Source organism: Vibrio rhizosphaerae (assembly GCF_024347095.1).
Classification (GTDB): Bacteria; Pseudomonadota; Gammaproteobacteria; order Enterobacterales; family Vibrionaceae; genus Vibrio; species Vibrio rhizosphaerae.
Genome location: NZ_AP024903.1, coordinates 2,656,777 through 2,677,116, shown reverse-complemented (window position 1 = coordinate 2,677,116; position 20,340 = coordinate 2,656,777). Strand labels below are relative to the sequence as shown.

Genomic DNA, 20,340 nt, shown 5'->3' with positions numbered 1-20,340 from the left:
GCATACGAAAAAAGGTTCCCGCCGGGGAACCTTTTCTGGTGTCAGATATCGATATCATCAAGTTCAAGACTGATATCCATTTCCATTAATTCTTTCTGTAACCGACGTTTATCGCGTATTGCTTCTATTTCTCTCCACATTCGCTTGGTTGGTTTAGAGCGGGTGACTCGGATTTTACTAATCTCTTTTTCAAGTAAATCTTCAAAGTGCAAATCATCCATAATTAGCCTCTTCTATTATGTATGCTCTATAACGAAATCTGCTCTGTACGAGTCTTAAATATCACAACTGGAGTCAGTATATCTATGATATGTTTCTCATTTGTTTCGGTTTGATGACTTATTTCTGAACAAAGATCCCTATTTTTATGCTGAAGAAAGAAAAATTGTACATTTTTTATGCTGTCAGGTGTCGTGAGTCGACGACAAATTTTGCTGCGATTGTTAATAAAACTAAGTGATGGGTCACTGAATGTGTCAATTTTGAGCCGATGTCCCAAGTAAACCAAGTGACTTGTCTGTCATTACGTCTTAGGTAACTGTCAACATTGGTGAAATGCTTGAATCATCCTATGCCACTGTCGCTCTAAAATTCGCTTTTTTCCGCAAGTTTGTAAAGCATTATTTTAAACAAATGTTTATTTTTTGTTTTTTATTTGTGTGTTGTTGTTATGAATATGATTGTAAAAATGGGTTTTTCGAATAGTGTTGTGTATTGATTTTTTGCTTGTTCGATAGCATTATCTTCCGCGCTGAGTGAATGTGTTTGCGATTTATTCGGATATATATGCTAGGGACAACAGGGATTGTTGCACATAAATTATTATAAGATAGGGACATATCAAGTGATGGTGTAGAGCAGATTTTTGCTCTGAACTCTTAAAGAGGTTCTTGTGACAAACTTAATCAATTTATTAAATGGCATGCTTTGGGGGTCAATCCTTGTTTACCTATTGGTGGGCGTCGGAATTTACTTTACCGTCCGACTTGGGTTTATTCAAATTCGTCATTTCCGCCATATGTTCAGTGTGTTGAAAAATAGCCGTAAATCAGATACTGCGGGTATTTCGTCTTTTCAGGCATTATGTACCAGTCTTGCCGCCAGAGTCGGAACCGGAAACATGGCTGGTGTTGCCGTGGCTATTACTACCGGTGGTCCGGGTGCCATTTTCTGGATGTGGGTGACTGCGATGGTCGGGATGGCAACGTCCTTTGCTGAAAGTACATTAGCACAATTGTATAAGACCAAAGATCGTGACGGTAATTATCGTGGTGGTCCCGCTTATTATATGGAAAAAGGCTTAGGGATGCGTTGGATGGGCGTTTTGTTCTCCATTTTCCTGATGATCGCATTTGGTCTGGTTTTTAATGCGGTGCAAGCCAACTCGATTACGAATGCCATGAATACGGCATTTGGCTATGAGCCTGAGTATATTGGCGTTGGGATTGTCATTTTATCTGCGTTTGTCATTTTTGGTGGTATCCGGAAAATCGCTCGCACGGCTGAATTAATTGTTCCGCTGATGGCTCTGGCCTATTTGGCCATCGCAATTTTTATTCTGCTGACCAATCTGGACAAGCTGCCGGTTGTATTTGGCCTAATTTTTAAAAGTGCTTTTAGCCTTCAGGAAGCCGCTGCTGGTGGGCTGGGTTATATGATTGCCCAAGCCATGATCGTTGGTGTTCAACGCGGACTGTTTTCTAATGAAGCCGGGATGGGTTCGGCGCCGAATGCTGCAGCATCCGCAACACCGTATCCCCCACATCCTGCGTCTCAGGGGTATGTCCAGATGCTGGGTGTATTTATCGACACGATTGTGATCTGTTCTTGTACTGTTGCGATTATTCTGATGTCCGGAGAGTATGTGCCGCATGGTGAAATTAGCGGGATTGAATTAACGCAGCGTGCGCTGGATTCTCAAGTCGGTAGCTGGGGTAGTATTTTTGTTGCTTTTGCTATTTTCTTTTTTGCTTTCACGTCAATTATTGCTAATTACTCCTATGCTGAGACAAATTTGGTATTCCTTGAACATAACAATAAAAAAGGTTTAGCGATTTTCCGGATTGTTTTTCTTGCGATGGTTATGTTTGGTTCTTTAGCATCATTGCCGACTGTTTGGTCGATGGCTGATGTGTCGATGGGACTGATGGCAATTGTCAATCTGATAGCAATTATCTTGCTATCTGGCATCGTGGTGAAATTGGCAAAAGACTATAACCGCCAGTTGAAAGCCGGGAAATTACCAACCTTTAATGTGAAGGATTATCCTGAATTGCAATCTCAGCTAGAAGAAGGGATTTGGGAAAAATCCAAAGATTAATTATTGGTAAAACCGATAATAGGGATTGAGGAAGCCATGCAGACAACGCATGGCTTTTTTTACAGCCAACATATCTAAATTTTTGCTACCGTCATGGCTATGTGGAGACACTTCCGTTTGAGGTACATGGCTATAATAAGTACGGTCAAATGCGAACAGACATCACCATCAAGAGTCCGAAGCAAGAAACCGAACTCACCTCAATGAATGACTTGGACATAAGGCACATTCGAGACAATTGGCATCGTGCGGGGATTTGTGAGTTGCGACTGTTGGTCTAAGAGCGATTGAGGACGCTGATATAAAGCCTCGCCTTAAAGTATCCAAAGGTTTTAAGGTAGAACCTACACCGATATCAAGATTGGCCCTTTTCAGATATCAAATATACCTGTAGATTCAATGCTACTGATGATAGATGAATAACATTTTAAAAGAAAAACACGTAAGTATAAAATGACAACTCTTATTGAAGGACATGGGCTGTATGGTATCCCAAAACGAGTCTAATCGACGCCCTCTTGCTGTGCGTAAAACCTCTGTTATCAAACACATTGCGATTTGGCTGAGCCAAAAAAACATTACCCCCAACCAAATCTCACTTATGAGTATCCTCTTTGCCGCTATCGGCTTTGCGTTTGCAGTTCGTTATTACTTCCAGCCTACGCCAATTTGGTTAGTGTTGTTCGCTCTGATGATTCAAATGCGCTTATTGTGCAATCTGTTTGACGGAATGGTCGCTGTAGAAGGTGGGAAGAAAACCCCTGCCGGTGAATTGTTTAACGATGTTCCAGACCGCATTGCCGATCCGCTGTTAATTGTCGCGGCCGGTTTCGTTGCTCATTCAGCGTTTTCTATGCCTCTGGCTTGGATTGCTGCACTATTGGCGGTACTTTCGGCTTATATTCGTGTGTTGGGCGTTAGCATGGACTGCTCGGCCGATTTTCGAGGACCAATGGCTAAGCAGCATCGAATGGCCCTACTCACAGTAACGCTTTTAGTCATGGCGATTAACCACTGGTTTACGTTATCACTTGGCATTTATATGATGGACATCTCGCTTACCATCATGGTGATTGGCTGTGCTATAACTTGCTGGCGTCGTTTGGTATATATTTTTAATGCTAAAGAAGAACTCGCTAACTTATTATCGAACCAAGAAAAAAATCAGCAGGCCAAGCAGTCTACGTCTCTAACAGCCAACGAGACAATCGATAAGGCGGTAGGTGATACTAGCCATGATTAATATCCCTATGCATTCGCTATACATGATGGCGGCCATCATGCTCGTACTTGTGGTTGGAACCTTGGTTTACCTGTATTTGTCACGCCATAATCTTAATAAGGATTATCAAGAGCTTAAACTTCGCATTCGCTCGTGGTGGTGGATGATCGGAATCGTTTTTTTAGTACTCTATCTGCCCACTCAATATACGCTGGTATTTGTTGCCTTTTTGAGTTTTATGGCGCTGAAAGAGTTTCTCTCTATTGTGCCAACGCGAATGACAGATCGACGCATGATCTTCTGGGCTTACCTTTCGATTCCGTTTCAATACTACTGGTTATCAATCGGCTGGTATGGCATGTACATTATCTTTATCCCTGTATTTATCTTCCTCTATCTTCCGATGGTCGCAGTGCTTATTGGTGATACCAAAGGTTTCATACGCTCAGTAGGCATCATTCACTGGGCGCTAATGCTGACGGTATTTTGTGTTAGTCATATGGCTTACTTATTGGTCTTGCCAAGCAAGAATCTGGATGCTGGATCAATGGGAATGCTACTGTTCTTATTGGTCTTCACTCAGTTTAATGATGTTTGCCAATACGTATGGGGTAAGAGCTTCGGTAAACACCAAATCGTACCGAAAGTCAGCCCAAACAAAACATGGGAAGGCTTTATTGGTGGTGCGGCAACTATTATCATCATGAGCTATTTTGTGGCGCCTTACCTGACACCATTAACGTCAGTTCAAGGTTTAGTCGCAGGGATGATTATCGCCTTGAGTGGCTTTATTGGCGATTTGGTCATTTCATCGGTTAAACGTGACTTAAACATTAAGGATACCAGCCAGTTTATCCCCGGTCATGGCGGTATTTTAGATCGTATTGATAGTCTGATGTTCACCGCGCCTTTGTTCTTCCACTATATTTATTACCTTTACTACTAAAGAGAAGACATGAAAATTTTAAAAGTTCTTTTCGTCTTGCTGTTTGTGAAGCCATTGGTATTTGTTGGCTTGGGGCTCAACATCATTAATCGGCAAAATCTACCGAGCAATGGCCCTATGGTGGTCGCTGCTAACCACAATAGTCATCTCGATACTTTGGTATTACTGGCTCTCTTTCCTATCAGTATGGTGCATAAGGTGCGTCCTGTGGCGGCGGCCGATTACTTTCTTAAAAACAAATTATCAGCATGGTTATCACTCAATATCTTGGGCATTATTCCCATCCATCGCTCACCGAGCAAAAGTGAGCGTCACACAGTATTTGATGAGTGCCATAAGGCGCTTAATCAAGGAGATATCTTGATTATCTTTCCTGAAGGCAGTCGCGGTGTACCTGAAACCATGAGTGGGTTAAAGAAAGGAATTTATCACTTGGTGAATGAACATGGAGCCTGCCCTGTCACTCCGGTGGTGATGCGTGGATTGGGCCGAGCGCTTCCCAAAGGTGCCGCGATGTTTGTTCCTTTTAACTGTGATGTAGTATTGGGAGAGCCAATCGTGAGATTTGAAAATGCGGATGATTTTCTAATGACTATGCAAGCAGAATATCAGCAGCTTGCACAAGCATGTATTGTGACTCACAACGAAGTAGATACGTTCTAGCTCGACAGTGCCCGATAATCGCTTAAAAGAAGACTTTGCGATCGCCAAGCGATTCTGTCGTACCTAACAACAGAGCTTGATACTCACTGAATGCCTTTCCAATTGAAAAAGTTAGATATTTTTTATATAGCACTGATGCGTAAAGGGATTCCTAACTTTTTTATCTAACTTTATGTTAAGGGTATTTTTTTGTACGCTATGTAATAGAAGATATCGGATTCACTGTGAATCTGGTTATCACACAGATAACATTCATATAATAACCAGCAGAGAAAGGAATAGAGTATGTTCATCGTCGTTTCCCCCGCAAAAACACTGGATTATGAGTCACCTTTAAAGACCGATAAACATACGCTGCCTGAATTGCTTGACCATTCAGAAGTTTTAATCGACGTCTGTCGCCAGCTTACCCCTGCCGATATTGCTTCACTGATGAAAGTGAGTGACAAGATTGCCGGGTTGAATGTCGCTCGGTTTGCCGAGTGGAGTAAACAATTTTCTTTTGAGAATGCCCGACAAGCGATTCTGGCATTTAAAGGCGATGTGTATACCGGGCTTGAAGCAGAGAGTCTTTCTGATGGTGATCTGGATTATGCGCAGCAACATTTGCGGATGTTATCCGGGCTTTATGGTTTATTGAAACCCCTTGATTTAATGCAGCCTTATCGGCTGGAAATGGGGACAAAACTGGCGAATCCCCGTGGTAACAATCTCTATCAGTTTTGGGGGAATGTGATTACAGAAAAGCTGAATGAAGCCATTCAAGCACAGGGCGATCACATATTAGTCAATCTGGCCTCAAACGAGTATTTTAAAGCAGTGAATGTCAAATCGTTGGATGCCGAAGTGATCACACCAGTGTTTAAAGATTGCAAAAATGGCCAATATAAAGTGATTAGCTTTTATGCGAAAAAAGCAAGAGGCATGATGGCGCGTTATATCATTGAAAATCGGATTACATCCGTGGAAAAATTGTCAGAGTTTGATGTTGCAGGATATGGTTATGATGCCGGAGAATCTACGGCAACAGAGCTGGTTTTCAAGCGGGAAGAACAGTAATTGTTCTGAGGAGACGCAGATGTGGCACTGGTTGAAAGCATATCTGGTTCGTTACGATCGCTGGTGTCAGCAAATGGGCTTAACCCCGGCGCAAAAACGCAGTTGTGTGCCTTATCGAAGTGAAGGGACCGATGCGACTCAAAGTAAGCGTCCGGTAGACCATGACAAACACCGCTAAGCCCAGACTGTTTGATACTCATTGCCACCTTGACTTTGAACCATTTCAGCCTGATGTCAGGTGGCATTGGCAGCAGGCTTGTGATGCCGGTGTTTCACGCCTTCTGATTCCTTCTGTAGGCATCAGTAACTGGGGGGCGGTGCAAGAACTGACCACCATCGCACCACAGCAATTATACTATGCCCTTGGTTTTCACCCCTATTTTTTAAATACCGATTGCCCAGAAATGAGTTGCTCTGAACGGATGGCGTTTTTAGAAGAACGTCTGGCCATTTCTGATGAAAATTGTGTCGCGATTGGCGAGTGTGGATTAGATGCCATTGTCGATGTTTCACCGGCGCTTCAGGAAGCGATCTTGATTGCTCAACTGAGTATTGCTCAGCATGCCGGCTTACCCATCATTCTCCATAGCCGCAAGACCCAGTCACGATTGTTGCAGTTAATCAAACGACATAAATTTACCCGGGGTGGGGTATTACATGCCTTTTCGGGCAGTGAGCAGCAAGCGCAGGCATTTATTCAGTTGGGGTTTAAAATTGGTATTGGTGGTGTGATCACTTATCCCCGGGCTGCAAAGACACGGCGAACCGTTGCCCGGCTGCCGCTAGAGAGTTTGGTACTCGAAACGGATGCCCCGGATATGCCATTGTGCGGATTACAGGGGCAGGCCAATCATCCCAAATATTTACCTTTAGTTTTACAAACTTTGGCACAACTGAAGACGTGTGATGTCACGGATATTGCCGCGCACTTATGGCTGAATAGCCACCAGGTCTTTGGTATTGATGCGGACTGACGTTTCGTCAATCTATGTCTGCGGGGATTGCGTGCCGATCATGTGTTATCACAGACATGATATAAAAATATCGCAGCAGTCATCTTCTATACCTCACTTTTCACATTTATATGCATATATCCGATCTTGAAATGCATTGTTCGTCTACTCTTCATGTCAATGCATTCACTAAATACATTTATAGATCTGTAGGTAATCATCGAGCTGATTACTTTTGTAAGTGAAAATTTACTTTTTGAGCATGGATCACATTTTTACTGATATTTAGTATGGTATTTAACTGCTTGTGTTCGTTTTTTGTTAAAAACAACCAGTTTTATGAGGAAACATGCGATTTTTTTGTGAATTGCATCGTTTATTTTTGTAATTTAATCAATTTTTGTTTCATTTTGGTGCAATCCCAAGAGCAAGGGAATTCAACATCAAATAGTTGATATTTCTATATAATGTAATGTTTGATATGCCACAAAATTATGATGTGGTTTATCTGATATAGTCATTTTTGCTAGCTGATTCTATTTTTTGGTGCAATCGTTTGATATCTGCAAATTGTCGTATTGTATGAATGTTGCATATAACTGTGTTTGCTTGATGTTGATTTTTTGTTAACTGATGATGTTGGATGGTTTTCGGTTTGGCAGTTTTTGTGATTAGTATCAATAATTGTGGTGAATGATTTTTCTTTTGTGGATAAATGTGTGACCCGTAATTGCTTTTGACTTGGGGCATCGTATAATCCGCCACCGAAATGTCTTCCTCCACTCAAACGAATAATTCACGTATAAGGATTCATAAACTATGGGCTTGTTTATGAGCGTAGTGGGAATGGTTGTTCTACTTGGAATAGCCTTTCTGCTGTCAGATAATCGTAAAGCGATCAATTTTAGAACGGTTGGCGGCGCTTTCGCCATCCAATTTTTACTCGGTGGGTTTATTCTTTATAGCCCCTGGGGTCGAGACCTTCTGGCCGGATTAACCTCTGGCGTACAGAACGTCATTAACTACGGCAAGGATGGTACCGGGTTCTTGTTTGGCAGCTTAGTGAACTTTTCGGTTGATGGGCTGGGTTTCATCTTCGCGTTTCAAGTTCTTCCTGCAGTGGTGTTTTTCTGTTCTCTGATTGCGGTCCTGTACTACATTGGGGTTATGCCGGTAGCCATTAAAATCATTGGTGGTGCCTTACAGAAAGCACTAGGAACATCTCGTGCAGAATCGATGTCTGCTGCTGCCAACATCTTTGTCGGTCAGACCGAAGCACCATTAGTCGTTCGTCCTTACGTACCGAAAATGACTCAGTCTGAGCTGTTTGCCATCATGTGTGGTGGTCTGGCTTCGATTGCCGGGAGTGTTCTTGCCGGATATGCCGCGATGGGGGTTCGTCTGGAGTTTTTGGTTGCTGCATCTTTTATGGCCGCTCCGGGTGGCTTACTGTTTGCCAAAATCATGAAACCAGAAACGGAAACGCCCCATAGTCATGAACTGACGGATTTTGATGATGGTAATGATAAGCCATCGAATCTGATTGATGCTGCTGCCAGCGGGGCGTCGACCGGGATGCAACTGGCGCTGAATATTGGCGCGATGCTACTGGCGTTTGTCGGCTTGATTGCTTTAGTCAATGGTATGCTGGGTGGTATCGGCGGCTGGTTTGGTATGCCAGAGCTTTCTCTGAACTTGATTCTTGGTTGGTTGTTCTCTCCATTAGCCTTCATCATCGGTGTTCCTTGGTCTGAAGCGACAACCGCCGGTTCATTTATCGGGCAGAAGATTGTACTGAATGAGTTTGTTGCTTATTCCAACTTTGTGCCTTACATCGGTGATCACGCTCAGGTTGTTGCTGCAACAGGGCAAGTGATGTCAGAAAAGACCACTGCGATTATCTCGTTCGCCTTGTGTGGTTTTGCTAATTTATCTTCGATTGCCATTCTGTTGGGTGGTCTGGGTGGGATTGCACCGAATCGCAGACATGATATTGCCCGGATGGGTATCAAAGCTGTGATTGCCGGTACATTATCCAATTTAATGGCTGCTACGATTGCGGGTCTTTTCCTCTCTTTCTAGTCAGCAGAAGAGCATCTATATTTAATGCGCCTCAGGGTTGATACCTTGAGGCCTTTTTTATTTGTGACGATTGTCCAGTCACAGAATGAGATACAAACCGATTGCGTGATTGGTGGAGACTTGATTCTCCTATATCCGTGACGTACCGGTAGGATAAAATGACCGAATGTCGATTTGAGATAGTTTATGAAAAACGGAGTGGTATATGAACGAATTACAGTCAGCAGCTCAACGGGCGTTAACCTTGATGGATTTAACCACGTTGAATGACGATGATACGGAAGAAAAAGTGGTTTCGTTGTGTCAGAGTGCGCAGACCCCTTTTGGAACAACAGCTGCAATTTGTATTTACCCTCGCTTCATTCCTATTGCTAAAAAAACGCTCCGTGAGCAAGGGACATCGAATGTTCGGATTGCGACGGTGACTAATTTTCCTCATGGGCGCGATGATATTGAAGCCGCTGTTGCTGAAACCCGGGCCGCAGTTGCCTATGGCGCGGATGAAGTCGATGTGGTTTTCCCTTATCGTGCTTTAATGAGCGGGAATGAGCAGGTTGGTTTTGATCTGGTCAAGCAGTGTAAAGCAGCTTGTGGTCGTGATGTGCTGCTCAAAGTGATTATTGAAACCGGTGAATTGAAAAGCGAAGGATTGATTAAGCAAGCTTCAGAAATTGCGATTCGTGCCGGTGCCGATTTTATTAAAACCTCGACCGGCAAAGTTGCAGAAAATGCAACACCGGCTTATGCCAGAATGATGTTAGAAGTGATCCGTGATCTGGGCGTTGCTGATACCGTCGGTTTTAAACCAGCTGGTGGTGTAAGGACGGCACAGGATGCTGCGCTGTACCTGTCGATGGCTGATGAGATCATGGGAGAGGCGTGGGCTGACAGCCGCCACTACCGTTTTGGTGCATCCAGTTTATTGAATGCTCTGTTGGCAACATTGGAAGGCACAGAAGCTTCTCAGAGTTCTGATTCATATTAATCCGTGTAATCGGATTGTTAGTTAAGGAGAAAAAGATGGCTACGCCACATATTAATGCTGAAATGGGAGATTTTGCCGATGTCGTTTTGATGCCGGGAGATCCGCTTAGAGCAAAATATATTGCTGAAACCTTTTTAGACGATGTCGTACAAGTTTGCGATGTGAGAAATATGTTCGGTTATACCGGAACGTATAAAGGGCGGAAAGTCTCTGTGATGGGGCATGGTATGGGAATTCCATCTTGTTCTATTTATGTCACTGAGCTGATTAAAGATTTTGGTGTCAAGAAAGTGATTCGGGTCGGCAGCTGTGGTGCGGTTCGTTCTGATGTACAGATTCGTGATGTGGTCATCGGGATGGGGGCTTGTACGGATTCTAAAGTCAATCGTATCCGCTTCAAAGATCATGACTTTTCAGCGATTGCTGATTATCAGATGGTCAAAGCGGCTGAAGAAGCGGCTAAAGCGCGCGGAATCGATGTGAAAGTCGGTAACCTGTTCTCAGCAGAACTATTTTATACACCGGATCCGGACATGTTTGATGTGATGGATAAATACGGCATTATCGGTGTTGAGATGGAAGCCGCCGGTATTTATGGCGTTGCTGCCGAGTATGGTGCCAAAGCATTAACGATTTGTACGGTATCAGATCATATCAAGACTGGCGAACAGACCTCGGCTCAGGAGCGTCAAACAACTTTTAACGACATGATTGAGATTGCGCTTGAATCTGTATTGATTGGTGATGCGCAGTAGTCTCAACGCTGTTGAACAATAGAAATTAGGCAATGAATCGGCAGGGTGAATCTTTCACCCTGCATTTTTTAACAGTAAATTTTCACCTTGACGAGCTCGTCTTTTTTGACGGCGGAGTAATAAGGTCAGCAGAATACCACTGGTAAAGCTTGCCAGAATCATTAAGTACATATAACGATCACTTTTTCGATAATGGTGATCGGAGATCGCCGTCACTTTACCGGTTTCAAAAGTAATGCGGATAAAACCGATCACGTTGTTATCGTGTAAAACCGGTTCAACCAACTGTTGCCTGCCAATACTGGCTGTTTTGAGTGGCGTATCCAGACCAAGCACATCCCGCACACTGAGTGCTGAGTCGCTGGCGGCAATTTGCACCCCTTCAGCATCGTAAATCGTTGCATCAAACACTAATCGATCATGTGCCAGCTGGTTGGTCAGTGACTTTAGTTTCTCTTCATCCTGATCAACCAAAAATCGACTGGCTGTCAGTGAAGCTTGTGAGATCAGCAGTTTTGTCAGCGTCTCCAGTTGGTTGGCCTGGATTTTTTCATTACCCTTACTAATCATAACGCTATTTTCTGCCGTAAAAACGAACATCATGACGACACTGAGGACTGCAATGATGCGTAGAACTACGCGTAGCGAGAACAGAGAACCACTCATCGTAACTTAACCACAAGAAATTTGACCAGAAGTCATATTGATACTTGCGTTTTTAAATTGCAATAGGTTAACGTCAGGTTACTTTCATTACAGGTAGATTTCATGAACTCGCAAAAGACATTGTTAATTACACAAAAGACGGCACTCGCTGAACTGTTACAGCAACGGATTCAAGATGTTCAGGCGAACTGGATTTTATACAGTGCCTCCCTGTCTCCTGATTTTTTTACTCAGTTGGATGAATTAACCGGCATGTTCAATCCGATCACACGGATCTGGCGAGTCGGTCATTATGACGTGGCTTTAATGGCAGGGGATTTAACCGTATCTCATGAAAAGAGCCTGCAACAGCTACAGGTGGATTATGCCAGTCTGGAAGCGCTTCCTGACCTGAGCCAACCGGGATTGTTGCTCATGGATATGGACTCAACCGCAATTCAGATTGAATGTATTGATGAAATCGCCAAGCTGGCCGGTGTGGGGGCTGAGGTATCAGCCGTCACGGAACGTGCCATGCAAGGAGAGCTTGATTTCGAACAGAGTCTTCGGCAGCGTGTCGCTCAGTTGGCGGGGGCGGATGCGGCTATTCTTACACAAGTTCGAGAGGTTCTGCCTTTGATGCCAGAATTACAGGCATTAATCTCGGCATTAAAAGATTTCGGCTGGCGAACCGCAATTGCGTCCGGTGGATTCACTTACTTCTCTGATTATTTGCAAGAGATGCTTGCGCTCGATTTTGCGCAGTCGAATGTACTGGAAATTGTGGATGGTCAATTGACGGGGAAGGTGTTAGGCGGTGTCGTTTCTGCACAGACTAAAGCGGATATTTTACGCAAGCTGACGACTGAGTACGATCTTAAACCCACCAATACGGTTGCTGTCGGTGATGGTGCAAATGATCTGGTGATGATGGCGGCTGCCGGTTTAGGGATTGCGTTTCATGCGAAACCGAAAGTCGAAGCGCAGGCCCAGTCCGCAATTCGCTATGCGCAACTGGGTGGGATTCTCTGTATTCTATCAGCAAGCTTGGTATTACAGTCCAAGATCTAATGTTTTCGCCAGTTGAGCACGGTTGTTATCAGCCGCAAAATACGACAGTTATCTGGTATCTTGCGGCCCTTCCCCGTACTCGTATTAGTTAATTTCCAGACGGAGCAACACTTCTTCGGTGATATCGAAAAATTCACCATAACCGACAATAGAAGCAATCGATTTTTCGATACTTTTGGCGTGATGGATGCTGATGAGTGACAGCTCATCCAGATCGGAACGTAGTAATGTCGCCACCGGATGGAATACAGCAATAGCACAATATCTGAGAATATAAATATCACCCATGACTAATGAGTCCTGAATGAAAGAAATCCGTTCTTGGGCCGTTGTGAAATCAGATAACAGTCGAGTTTCAATCGATTGGATTCGGTTTCCGAATTTTCTGACGGAAAAATAGATATCAAAATAGTAAGGTTTTGCGCCATCCACGTGTTTCATCGGTTGCGCGAGCAGGGTATTACTATGTCCTTTGAAAATAGGATCGAGCGACATATACCCTTCCGCGTGTCCGAGTTTTGCCAGCAACACCTGATAGGGTGACAGTGTCCGGCTGACGCCGATTGCTGTCGTTTTGAGATAAGCCCCCTGACGTTCGACAAAGATCGGTGAGCAGACGATTTTATCCAAGAGAATGTGATGTAATCCTTCGAGTAGTGTCAAGGAGGGGCGGACTTCGTTATTTTCGATTAGTTTATCCAGGTTACTTTCAATTAGCCGGTTAAAAAAACGAATGATTTTGATGGTTTGACTATCTTCCTGAATAGATAGCTGAATCCGTTGACCATTCGGCGTGATTCGGGCGACCTGATAGGGGACCTGACCCAGTGGTAATTTCTTGTTATAGAGTTTGAGTTCAATAAAATCGACATTGACCTGATCTCCGACTTTCAGGAGAACAGGGGTTTCAAGAGTGATATAGACCCCCCGTTTGGACAGATCAACCGTTTTGCCGCTAATAAAATCGCCTTGTTCGGTTTGGATAGTGACCGGAGAATTCAATCGGTAACGGGGTTCTTTGCGCTGAGACCGGGCATCAAAGAAGATAGAAATAGGATAGCCATTTACTTTTCTTGGATGACGAAAAATATTCAACTCACTGCTGGGGATTTTCGGTTTATCGACGAACAGGTAATCTGAGGCGGTTTCTGGGTTCCCAATTTCTTGTAAGATTCCACAATGAGTCAGTGATGAAAGAGACTTATTCATCTCGGGCGATTCCGTGGCAAGACTTTCCCGCTCCTCTGCACTGAGTTCAAACATTGAGATCCGAAAAGCGCGCCACGATTCTTTCTTGGCACCAATGTGCCAAAATAATTTGCGTAATTCAGGCGTTGCTTCTGATTTCATCATGGAAAAAAACAAGCATTTTCCCTGATAATCATGTTTAAAAGTATAGAGGGTGTTACTACTTTCTCTCACCCCTTGTTTGGCAAGCAGTGACATTCGCTGTGGGTTAAACAGATTGCCCAGTGACTGTTGATTTCTTTCATCATGCCAGTACTGCCAGATATCATGGTTGCTTTCGGTCAGCAGAACGACTTTGAGCTCATCCCCCTCAAAAAACATCGGAAGCTGACAAGCATGTTTCAGAAATGTGTGTTCGTAGGCTCGGGTTCTGGCCCGCATAATTTTGTCTTGATTGTCGTGACGGGCTTTCTGGGTGTCATTGAACAAGTGTTCCTGAATGACTTGCTCAATCACCGGTGTATCGGTGAGTTTGATGAGCCGAAGATACTTGACTGCGTCATTGTCAAGGGATTCATCAATACCGAGTATGCGGTACTCTATCGGAGATTGAAGGCCGGTAAGGTGCGGATGTTTTTGTTCGAGCTCCATGAAATGAAGTTGGATGCTTTCTCCCAACTTATAGTCAAAAGCTGCGGGAACTTTAATTTTTGCACCGGACGGGGAGAAATCGAGTGTGACAGCGGCAACCTGCTGTCTGTTCGAGAGGGTTATATCAACCTGAGAAGCAAGCTTCATCCGGTTTTCTCTGCGCTTTAAGTCGTAACCTAACTGAATGGTTTCAACTTCAAAAGGGCTGTCAGAATCGGTGAGGCTGGGTTGGCTGTCGGTATTTCTTTCTTTCATAACCCGAAAGTTATTGCGGGTATTATAGAGTGCTTCCCATACGCCTTCGGTGTAGCCGCTAAATTTTTTGACATATTTGTAGTAGTCGTTAAAGGCCACATCATCGAGCCAATGACGCAGGCCATCCAGCAGATACTCTCGACATTCACCCTGAACACGTCCACGGAGATCGACGATTTTGGTACAAGGCTCCATAACCCGATTCAATTCCATTTTTACAAGTAATTTGACAGAAGGCTGTTCACCTTCCGTCATCTGTGACAGAATTTTTTCAAAATCCTCTGACTTATAAGTTGGAATTAATTTTTCCGCGATAGATCTAATTTCTGTTTTTTGCATAATTATTTATGATGTCCACGCTCTCAGGTAATTATCGGCTTTTTTCACTAATTATTTAATGAGTTATTTGTTATTTTCGGGTTCAGCCGAATTAAAATGTATACTGAATCACATTCCATAATCGAGTTGAGGGGATATGGCGAAGACAAAAAGAGCATACGTTTGTAATGATTGTGGTGCGGATTTTCCTCGCTGGCAAGGGCAATGTAACGCATGCGGCGCATGGAATACCATTACGGAAGTCCGCTTGGCCGCCTCTCCTCAGGTGTCTCGAAATGAGCGATTGAGTGGTTATGCAGGCGGAGCGACTGAGGCCAAAGTTCAGACACTGGCTGATATTGATCTACAAGAAGTTCCTCGTTTTACCAGTGGTTTCAAAGAATTAGATCGTGTTTTGGGTGGCGGTGTCGTTCCCGGAGCCGCCATTTTGATCGGTGGTAACCCGGGGGCCGGGAAATCAACGTTACTGTTACAGGTCATGTGCTATCTCGCCAACGGGATTCCGACGCTATATGTCACCGGAGAAGAATCACTTCAGCAGGTTGCGATGCGAGCTTCCCGGTTAGGCTTGCCGAAAGATCGGTTGCGTATGTTATCTGAGACTAGTGTCGATCGAATCTGCCAGATTGCCGAACAAGAGCAGCCGAAGATCATGGTCATTGACTCAATTCAGGTCATGCATGTGGCTGATGTTCAGTCATCGCCGGGCAGTGTCGCTCAAGTTCGGGAGGCCGCCACAGCATTGACTCGCTATGCCAAGCAAAATCATGTTGCACTGTTTATTGTTGGTCACGTGACAAAAGATGGTACGCTAGCCGGGCCAAAAGTGCTTGAGCATATTATTGATTGCTCCGTATTACTGGATGGCGGAACAGACAGTCGTTTTCGGACGCTCAGAAGTCACAAAAACCGTTTTGGGGCAGTGAATGAGCTGGGCGTTTTTGCTATGACCGGGCAGGGGATGAGAGAAGTTAACAATCCCTCTGCTATATTTTTATCCAGAGGTGAAGAAGAAACATCCGGTAGTTCTGTCATGGTTGTCTGGGAAGGCACACGACCCCTATTGGTTGAGATTCAGGCGTTGGTGGACTATTCACAGCTTGCGAATCCGCGCCGAGTGGCGGTCGGTCTGGAACAAAACCGCCTGTCTTTGCTTCTGGCTGTCTTACATAAGCACGGTGGCCTGATGATGGCTGATCAAGATGTGTTTGTGAATGTTGTCGGTGGTGTGAAAGTCACCGAAACCAGCGCCGATCTGGCGCTGGTGATGGCTTTATTATCAAGCTTTCGGGATCGGCCTTTGCCCAAAGATGTGGTCATCTTTGGTGAAGTCGGCCTCGCGGGTGAGATTCGCCCTGTACCGAGTGGGCAAGAGCGCTTAAATGAAGCGTTCAAACATGGGTTTAAAAAAGCCATTATTCCGCATGCCAATATGCCGAAAGGGGGTATTGAAGGAATGCAAATCCATGCGGTAAAAAAATTGGCCGATGCGATTCAGGCATTTGATGAACTTTAATCGTTCGGCTTGAGAAAATTAGCTTGTTTCTCAAATGAATAACCAGAAAAAATGTTGAAAATCCCTTTGAATGAGGCGATGGAAAATATTTTTCACCAAACCGCGAGCGGGGCTATCAGTCTTGACGGATTATGATATACTCTGCGCGCACTTTATACCTTATTAACAGAGTAAGACAATGGCAGATTTATCGAAATACAGAAACATTGGTATTTTCGCGCACGTTGACGCGGGTAAAACCACTACCACTGAGCGTATTCTTAAGCTTACTGGTAAGATCCATAAAACTGGTGAGGTTCACGATGGTGAATCAACGACAGACTTCATGGAGCAGGAAGCAGAGCGCGGTATTACTATCCAATCAGCTGCGGTAACTTGTGAGTGGAAAAACCACCGTCTAAACGTTATCGATACTCCTGGACACGTTGACTTTACAGTAGAAGTATACCGTTCTCTGAAAGTTCTAGATGGCGGTATCGGTGTATTCTGTGGTTCTGGTGGTGTTGAACCACAATCAGAAACCAACTGGCGTTACGCGAACGAATCAGAAGTTGCACGTATCATCTTCGTTAACAAACTGGACCGTATGGGTGCAGATTTCTTCAACGTTGTTGAGCAAGTGAAGAACGTACTGGCAGCAAACCCACTGGTGATGACGCTACCTATTGGCCGCGAAGATGATTTCGTCGGTGTTGTAGACGTACTGAACCGTCAAGCCTACGTATGGGATGACTCAGGTCTGCCAGAAAACTACGAAATCAAAGACGTTCCAGCAGATATGGTTGATCAGGTAGAAGAATACCGTGAACTTCTGATCGAATCGGCTGTAGAACAAGATGACGAGCTGATGATGGCTTATATGGAAGGTGAAGAGCCAACTGTTGAGCAAATCAAAGCGTGTATCCGTAAAGGAACTCGTGAGCTGGCGTTCTTCCCAACTTTCTGTGGTTCTGCATTTAAGAACAAAGGTGTTCAGCTAGTTCTGGACGCAGTTGTTGATTACCTGCCAGATCCAACTGAAGTTGATCCACAAGACCTGACTGATCCACAAACGGGTGAACCGACTGGTGAGAAAGCGATCGTTGATGCAGCTGAACCTTTGAAAGCACTGGCATTCAAGATCATGGATGACCGCTTCGGGGCGCTGACCTTCATCCGTATCTACTCCGGTGTAATGAAGAAAGGTGATACCGTTCTTAACGCTGCAACCGGTAAAACTGAGCGGATCGGCCGTATGGTTGAGATGCAAGCAGATGACCGGACTGAAATCACTTCAGCACAAGCAGGTGACATCATTGCAGTTGTTGGTATGAAGAACGTTCAAACTGGTCACACACTGTGTGATCCAAAACATGAATGTACGCTTGAACCAATGATCTTCCCAGAACCAGTAATCTCTATCGCGGTTTCTCCGAAAGATAAAGGTTCAACTGAGAAAATGGGTATCGCGATCGGTAAGATGGTTGCAGAAGATCCTTCATTCCAGGTTGAAACTGACGAAGATTCAGGTGAAACCATCCTGAAAGGTATGGGCGAACTTCACCTTGACATCAAAGTGGACATCCTGAAACGGACTTACGGCGTTGAGCTGGAAGTTGGTGCACCTCAGGTGGCTTATCGTGAAACTATCACGAAAGAAATCGAAGACAGCTATACGCATAAGAAACAGTCTGGTGGTTCTGGTCAGTTCGGTAAGATCGACTACCGTATCAAACCAGGCGAGCCAAACTCTGGCTTCACTTTCAAATCAACTGTTGTTGGTGGTAACGTTCCTAAGGAATTCTGGCCTGCAGTTGAGAAAGGTTTTGAAGGCATGATGCAGCACGGTGTGCTGGCTGGCTTCCCAACGCTGGACGTTGAAGTTGAACTGTTCGACGGTGGCTTCCACGCAGTGGATTCATCTGCAATCGCATTTGAGATCGCAGCGAAAGGCGCATTCCGTCAATCTATGCCTAAAGCAGGCGCACAGCTTCTTGAACCAATCATGAAAGTTGACGTGTTCACTCCAGAAGACAACGTCGGTGACGTTATCGGTGACCTGAACCGTCGTCGTGGTATGATCAAAGATCAACAAGCTGGTGCAACTGGCGTACGTATCAAAGCTGACGTTCCTCTTTCTGAAATGTTCGGCTATATCGGTACACTACGTACAATGACTTCAGGTCGTGGTCAGTTCTCGATGGAGTTCGAAAAATACGCAGCATGTCCGGCAAACGTTGCTGAGAAAGTGATTGCTGAAGTTAAAGAGCGTAACGCTAAGAAGTAATTCTTTGGGTTAACCCTTTAACGTCAAAGCCCCGTAGCGAAAGCTGACGGGGCTTTTTGTTACCATTCTGAAATCCCATTTCTCTGGCCTCGCGGTTTATCTTACAATCCGTGACAACCTTTATCAGGTGTATTCGATGATGGTTCGTTCGATAATTTTAAGCTCGTTTAAACCGGACAGCGTAAATGTCGCAATTTGTTCTTGTATCCAGGCGATAAAGACTTTGACCTTTTTTCGTTGCAGGTAGCTTTCCGGGGCACAGATATAGTAGCTATAACGAGAGCGAATTGCCTGATCACCAATGCGAATCAGTTTGCCTTCCTGAATATAGCGGTGTGCCAGCGTATGTTTCATGAGCGCAACACCTTGCACCGCTAATGCGCCTTCTAATACAAATAAAGACCCCTCATATTTAAGGGTCGGCCGCCCGGTCGGAGCACCGATCGAGTTAAGCCACAGCTCCCAGCTCATGTCTGGAATCATATCTTCAATCAAATCGACACGATATAAGTCTTTGACCGACTTGATTTGGTGCTGTTGCTGATAGAGCGGGTGACAAACGGGGTAGAGCACTTCATCCATCAGCTTGATACTGGCCAGATTTTCATAGCTTCCTTGCCCATAACGAATACAGAGATCCACCGAGTCATCCTGAAAGGTAACGAGTGCATCTTTCGGGTCAATCAGCAACATAATGTCTGGATGTTGTTGTCTGAATTCTTGTAGCTTGGGTACCAGCCAGTGCTGAGCGAAAGCCGGATGGGTTGAGATAGACAACTGATTGGGGGATGGATCCTGAGTTAAATATTGGATACCTGCATGGAGTTCGGAAAAGCCTTTTTGCGCATATTTATACAGAATCTGTCCTTCCGTTGTGAGATGAACGCTTCTGTGTTGTCGTTGAAACAATTCACATTTTAACCATTCTTCTAGCTGACGAATCTGCTGGCTGATTGCTGCCGGACTGACAAAGAGTTGTTCGGCGGCAGTTTTGAAACTGCCGGATTTTGCAGCCATGTAAAAATAATAGACAGATTGTAAAGGCGGTAGACGACTTTTCACTTAAGTTTTCCTTAATTGAGTGTCAGATTTTATCGTTTGTGCCATGAACTATTTTCGACAATTATTTAACCACGAAAACACCATATATCAAGGATAAACTATGAACGAGATTGTCAATAAAATTCAACCGCCTTTGATTGATACTTATCGTTTTTGGATTAAGAATATCTACTCTTTGATAAAGCGTTGGCGACAAAATCATCAGACACGCCGACAATTATCTGAATTGCCGGAGCATCTGTTAGATGATATTGGTTTGAGTCGGGAAGATGCCCAGAAAGAGTGCCAAAAATATTTCTGGGATTAATCCCACTCATTACTATGTTTGTCCTTTTGTTCCAAGTATCCGAAAATCATGCATG

General features: G+C 44.4%; 18 protein-coding genes. 14 read left to right on the top strand and 4 right to left on the bottom strand.

Annotated features, from left to right (window positions below):
• Positions 1-41 precede the first annotated feature (41 nt).
• Positions 42-221, bottom strand: coding sequence for a DUF3545 family protein (locus OCV37_RS11655; RefSeq protein ID WP_038183314.1), 180 nt, complete (start codon positions 219-221; stop codon positions 42-44).
• Positions 222-892: 671 nt separating this feature from the next.
• Here OCV37_RS11655 and OCV37_RS11650 point away from each other — a divergent pair.
• The 10 genes from OCV37_RS11650 (at position 893) to deoD (ending at position 10,985) form a co-directional block, all read left to right on the top strand.
• A complete protein-coding gene (locus tag OCV37_RS11650) occupies positions 893-2,320 on the top strand; it encodes an alanine/glycine:cation symporter family protein (RefSeq protein ID WP_038183316.1) in 1,428 nt (475 codons plus the stop codon).
• Between the two features lie 484 nt (positions 2,321-2,804).
• On the top strand, positions 2,805-3,563 hold the full coding sequence (locus tag OCV37_RS11645; protein ID WP_038183318.1) for a CDP-alcohol phosphatidyltransferase family protein: 759 nt from the start codon (positions 2,805-2,807) through the stop codon (positions 3,561-3,563).
• On the top strand, positions 3,556-4,488 hold the full coding sequence (locus OCV37_RS11640; protein ID WP_038183320.1) for a phosphatidate cytidylyltransferase: 933 nt from the start codon (positions 3,556-3,558) through the stop codon (positions 4,486-4,488). The genes OCV37_RS11645 and OCV37_RS11640 overlap by 8 nt, the downstream gene beginning before the upstream one ends.
• 9 nt (positions 4,489-4,497) lie before the next feature.
• Positions 4,498-5,151 carry a lysophospholipid acyltransferase family protein gene (locus OCV37_RS11635; protein WP_038183322.1) on the top strand — a complete coding sequence of 218 codons (654 nt, stop codon included), beginning with the start codon at positions 4,498-4,500 and terminating at the stop codon, positions 5,149-5,151.
• A 285-nt stretch (positions 5,152-5,436) separates the two neighbouring features.
• Positions 5,437-6,210 carry a peroxide stress protein YaaA gene (gene yaaA, locus OCV37_RS11630; protein ID WP_038183324.1) on the top strand — a complete coding sequence of 258 codons (774 nt, stop codon included), beginning with the start codon at positions 5,437-5,439 and terminating at the stop codon, positions 6,208-6,210.
• A gap of 19 nt (positions 6,211-6,229) precedes the next feature.
• Entirely contained in the window at positions 6,230-6,388 is a 159-nt protein-coding gene (locus tag OCV37_RS11625; RefSeq protein ID WP_169739375.1) for a DUF5363 family protein, read from the top strand.
• Positions 6,372-7,184: a TatD family hydrolase gene (locus OCV37_RS11620; protein WP_038183326.1), complete on the top strand. Its 813-nt coding sequence runs from the start codon at positions 6,372-6,374 to the stop codon at positions 7,182-7,184. The genes OCV37_RS11625 and OCV37_RS11620 overlap by 17 nt, the downstream gene beginning before the upstream one ends.
• 798 nt (positions 7,185-7,982) lie before the next feature.
• A complete protein-coding gene (locus OCV37_RS11615; RefSeq protein WP_038183328.1) occupies positions 7,983-9,245 on the top strand; it encodes a NupC/NupG family nucleoside CNT transporter in 1,263 nt (420 codons plus the stop codon).
• Between the two features lie 205 nt (positions 9,246-9,450).
• On the top strand, positions 9,451-10,230 hold the full coding sequence (deoC, locus tag OCV37_RS11610) for a deoxyribose-phosphate aldolase (RefSeq protein ID WP_038183329.1): 780 nt from the start codon (positions 9,451-9,453) through the stop codon (positions 10,228-10,230).
• A 35-nt stretch (positions 10,231-10,265) separates the two neighbouring features.
• Complete coding sequence (gene deoD / locus OCV37_RS11605) at positions 10,266-10,985, top strand: purine-nucleoside phosphorylase (RefSeq protein WP_038183331.1); 720 nt, start codon at positions 10,266-10,268, stop codon at positions 10,983-10,985.
• Positions 10,986-11,039: 54 nt separating this feature from the next.
• Here the strand turns inward: deoD and OCV37_RS11600 are convergent, their stop codons facing one another.
• Positions 11,040-11,651, bottom strand: coding sequence for a YtjB family periplasmic protein (locus OCV37_RS11600; RefSeq protein ID WP_084717494.1), 612 nt, complete (start codon positions 11,649-11,651; stop codon positions 11,040-11,042).
• A 102-nt stretch (positions 11,652-11,753) separates the two neighbouring features.
• On the opposite strand from OCV37_RS11600, the gene serB reads away from it, so the two are divergent.
• Positions 11,754-12,701, top strand: coding sequence for a phosphoserine phosphatase (gene serB, locus OCV37_RS11595; protein ID WP_038183333.1), 948 nt, complete (start codon positions 11,754-11,756; stop codon positions 12,699-12,701).
• 84 nt (positions 12,702-12,785) lie between these two features.
• On the opposite strand, the gene OCV37_RS11590 is transcribed toward serB, so the two are convergent.
• Positions 12,786-15,134: a PilZ domain-containing protein gene (locus OCV37_RS11590; protein WP_038183335.1), complete on the bottom strand. Its 2,349-nt coding sequence runs from the start codon at positions 15,132-15,134 to the stop codon at positions 12,786-12,788.
• Positions 15,135-15,270: 136 nt separating this feature from the next.
• On the opposite strand from OCV37_RS11590, the gene radA reads away from it, so the two are divergent.
• Both radA and fusA read left to right on the top strand, forming a co-directional pair.
• The gene (gene radA, locus OCV37_RS11585) at positions 15,271-16,650 is read left to right on the top strand and encodes a DNA repair protein RadA (RefSeq protein WP_038183337.1); all 1,380 of its coding nucleotides are present in this window, start codon (positions 15,271-15,273) and stop codon (positions 16,648-16,650) included.
• 178 nt (positions 16,651-16,828) lie between these two features.
• Entirely contained in the window at positions 16,829-18,916 is a 2,088-nt protein-coding gene (gene fusA / locus OCV37_RS11580) for an elongation factor G (RefSeq protein WP_038183339.1), read from the top strand.
• A gap of 123 nt (positions 18,917-19,039) precedes the next feature.
• Here fusA and OCV37_RS11575 read toward each other — a convergent pair whose 3' ends face one another.
• A complete protein-coding gene (locus OCV37_RS11575) occupies positions 19,040-19,978 on the bottom strand; it encodes a LysR substrate-binding domain-containing protein (RefSeq protein WP_038183342.1) in 939 nt (312 codons plus the stop codon).
• A gap of 100 nt (positions 19,979-20,078) precedes the next feature.
• On the opposite strand from OCV37_RS11575, the gene OCV37_RS11570 reads away from it, so the two are divergent.
• Positions 20,079-20,285 carry a DUF1127 domain-containing protein gene (locus tag OCV37_RS11570; protein ID WP_038183345.1) on the top strand — a complete coding sequence of 69 codons (207 nt, stop codon included), beginning with the start codon at positions 20,079-20,081 and terminating at the stop codon, positions 20,283-20,285.
• Positions 20,286-20,340 lie beyond the last annotated feature (55 nt).

Coding starts and splice junctions, on each gene's coding strand:
- OCV37_RS11655 (WP_038183314.1), bottom strand. CDS start 221: ATGGATGATTTGCACTTTGAAGATTTACTTGAAAAAGAGATTAGTAAA.
- OCV37_RS11645 (WP_038183318.1), top strand. CDS start 2,805: ATGGTATCCCAAAACGAGTCTAATCGACGCCCTCTTGCTGTGCGTAAA.
- OCV37_RS11640 (WP_038183320.1), top strand. CDS start 3,556: ATGATTAATATCCCTATGCATTCGCTATACATGATGGCGGCCATCATG.
- OCV37_RS11635 (WP_038183322.1), top strand. CDS start 4,498: ATGAAAATTTTAAAAGTTCTTTTCGTCTTGCTGTTTGTGAAGCCATTG.
- yaaA (WP_038183324.1), top strand. CDS start 5,437: ATGTTCATCGTCGTTTCCCCCGCAAAAACACTGGATTATGAGTCACCT.
- OCV37_RS11625 (WP_169739375.1), top strand. CDS start 6,230: ATGTGGCACTGGTTGAAAGCATATCTGGTTCGTTACGATCGCTGGTGT.
- OCV37_RS11620 (WP_038183326.1), top strand. CDS start 6,372: ATGACAAACACCGCTAAGCCCAGACTGTTTGATACTCATTGCCACCTT.
- OCV37_RS11615 (WP_038183328.1), top strand. CDS start 7,983: ATGGGCTTGTTTATGAGCGTAGTGGGAATGGTTGTTCTACTTGGAATA.
- deoC (WP_038183329.1), top strand. CDS start 9,451: ATGAACGAATTACAGTCAGCAGCTCAACGGGCGTTAACCTTGATGGAT.
- deoD (WP_038183331.1), top strand. CDS start 10,266: ATGGCTACGCCACATATTAATGCTGAAATGGGAGATTTTGCCGATGTC.
- OCV37_RS11600 (WP_084717494.1), bottom strand. CDS start 11,651: ATGAGTGGTTCTCTGTTCTCGCTACGCGTAGTTCTACGCATCATTGCA.
- serB (WP_038183333.1), top strand. CDS start 11,754: ATGAACTCGCAAAAGACATTGTTAATTACACAAAAGACGGCACTCGCT.
- OCV37_RS11590 (WP_038183335.1), bottom strand. CDS start 15,134: ATGCAAAAAACAGAAATTAGATCTATCGCGGAAAAATTAATTCCAACT.
- radA (WP_038183337.1), top strand. CDS start 15,271: ATGGCGAAGACAAAAAGAGCATACGTTTGTAATGATTGTGGTGCGGAT.
- fusA (WP_038183339.1), top strand. CDS start 16,829: ATGGCAGATTTATCGAAATACAGAAACATTGGTATTTTCGCGCACGTT.
- OCV37_RS11570 (WP_038183345.1), top strand. CDS start 20,079: ATGAACGAGATTGTCAATAAAATTCAACCGCCTTTGATTGATACTTAT.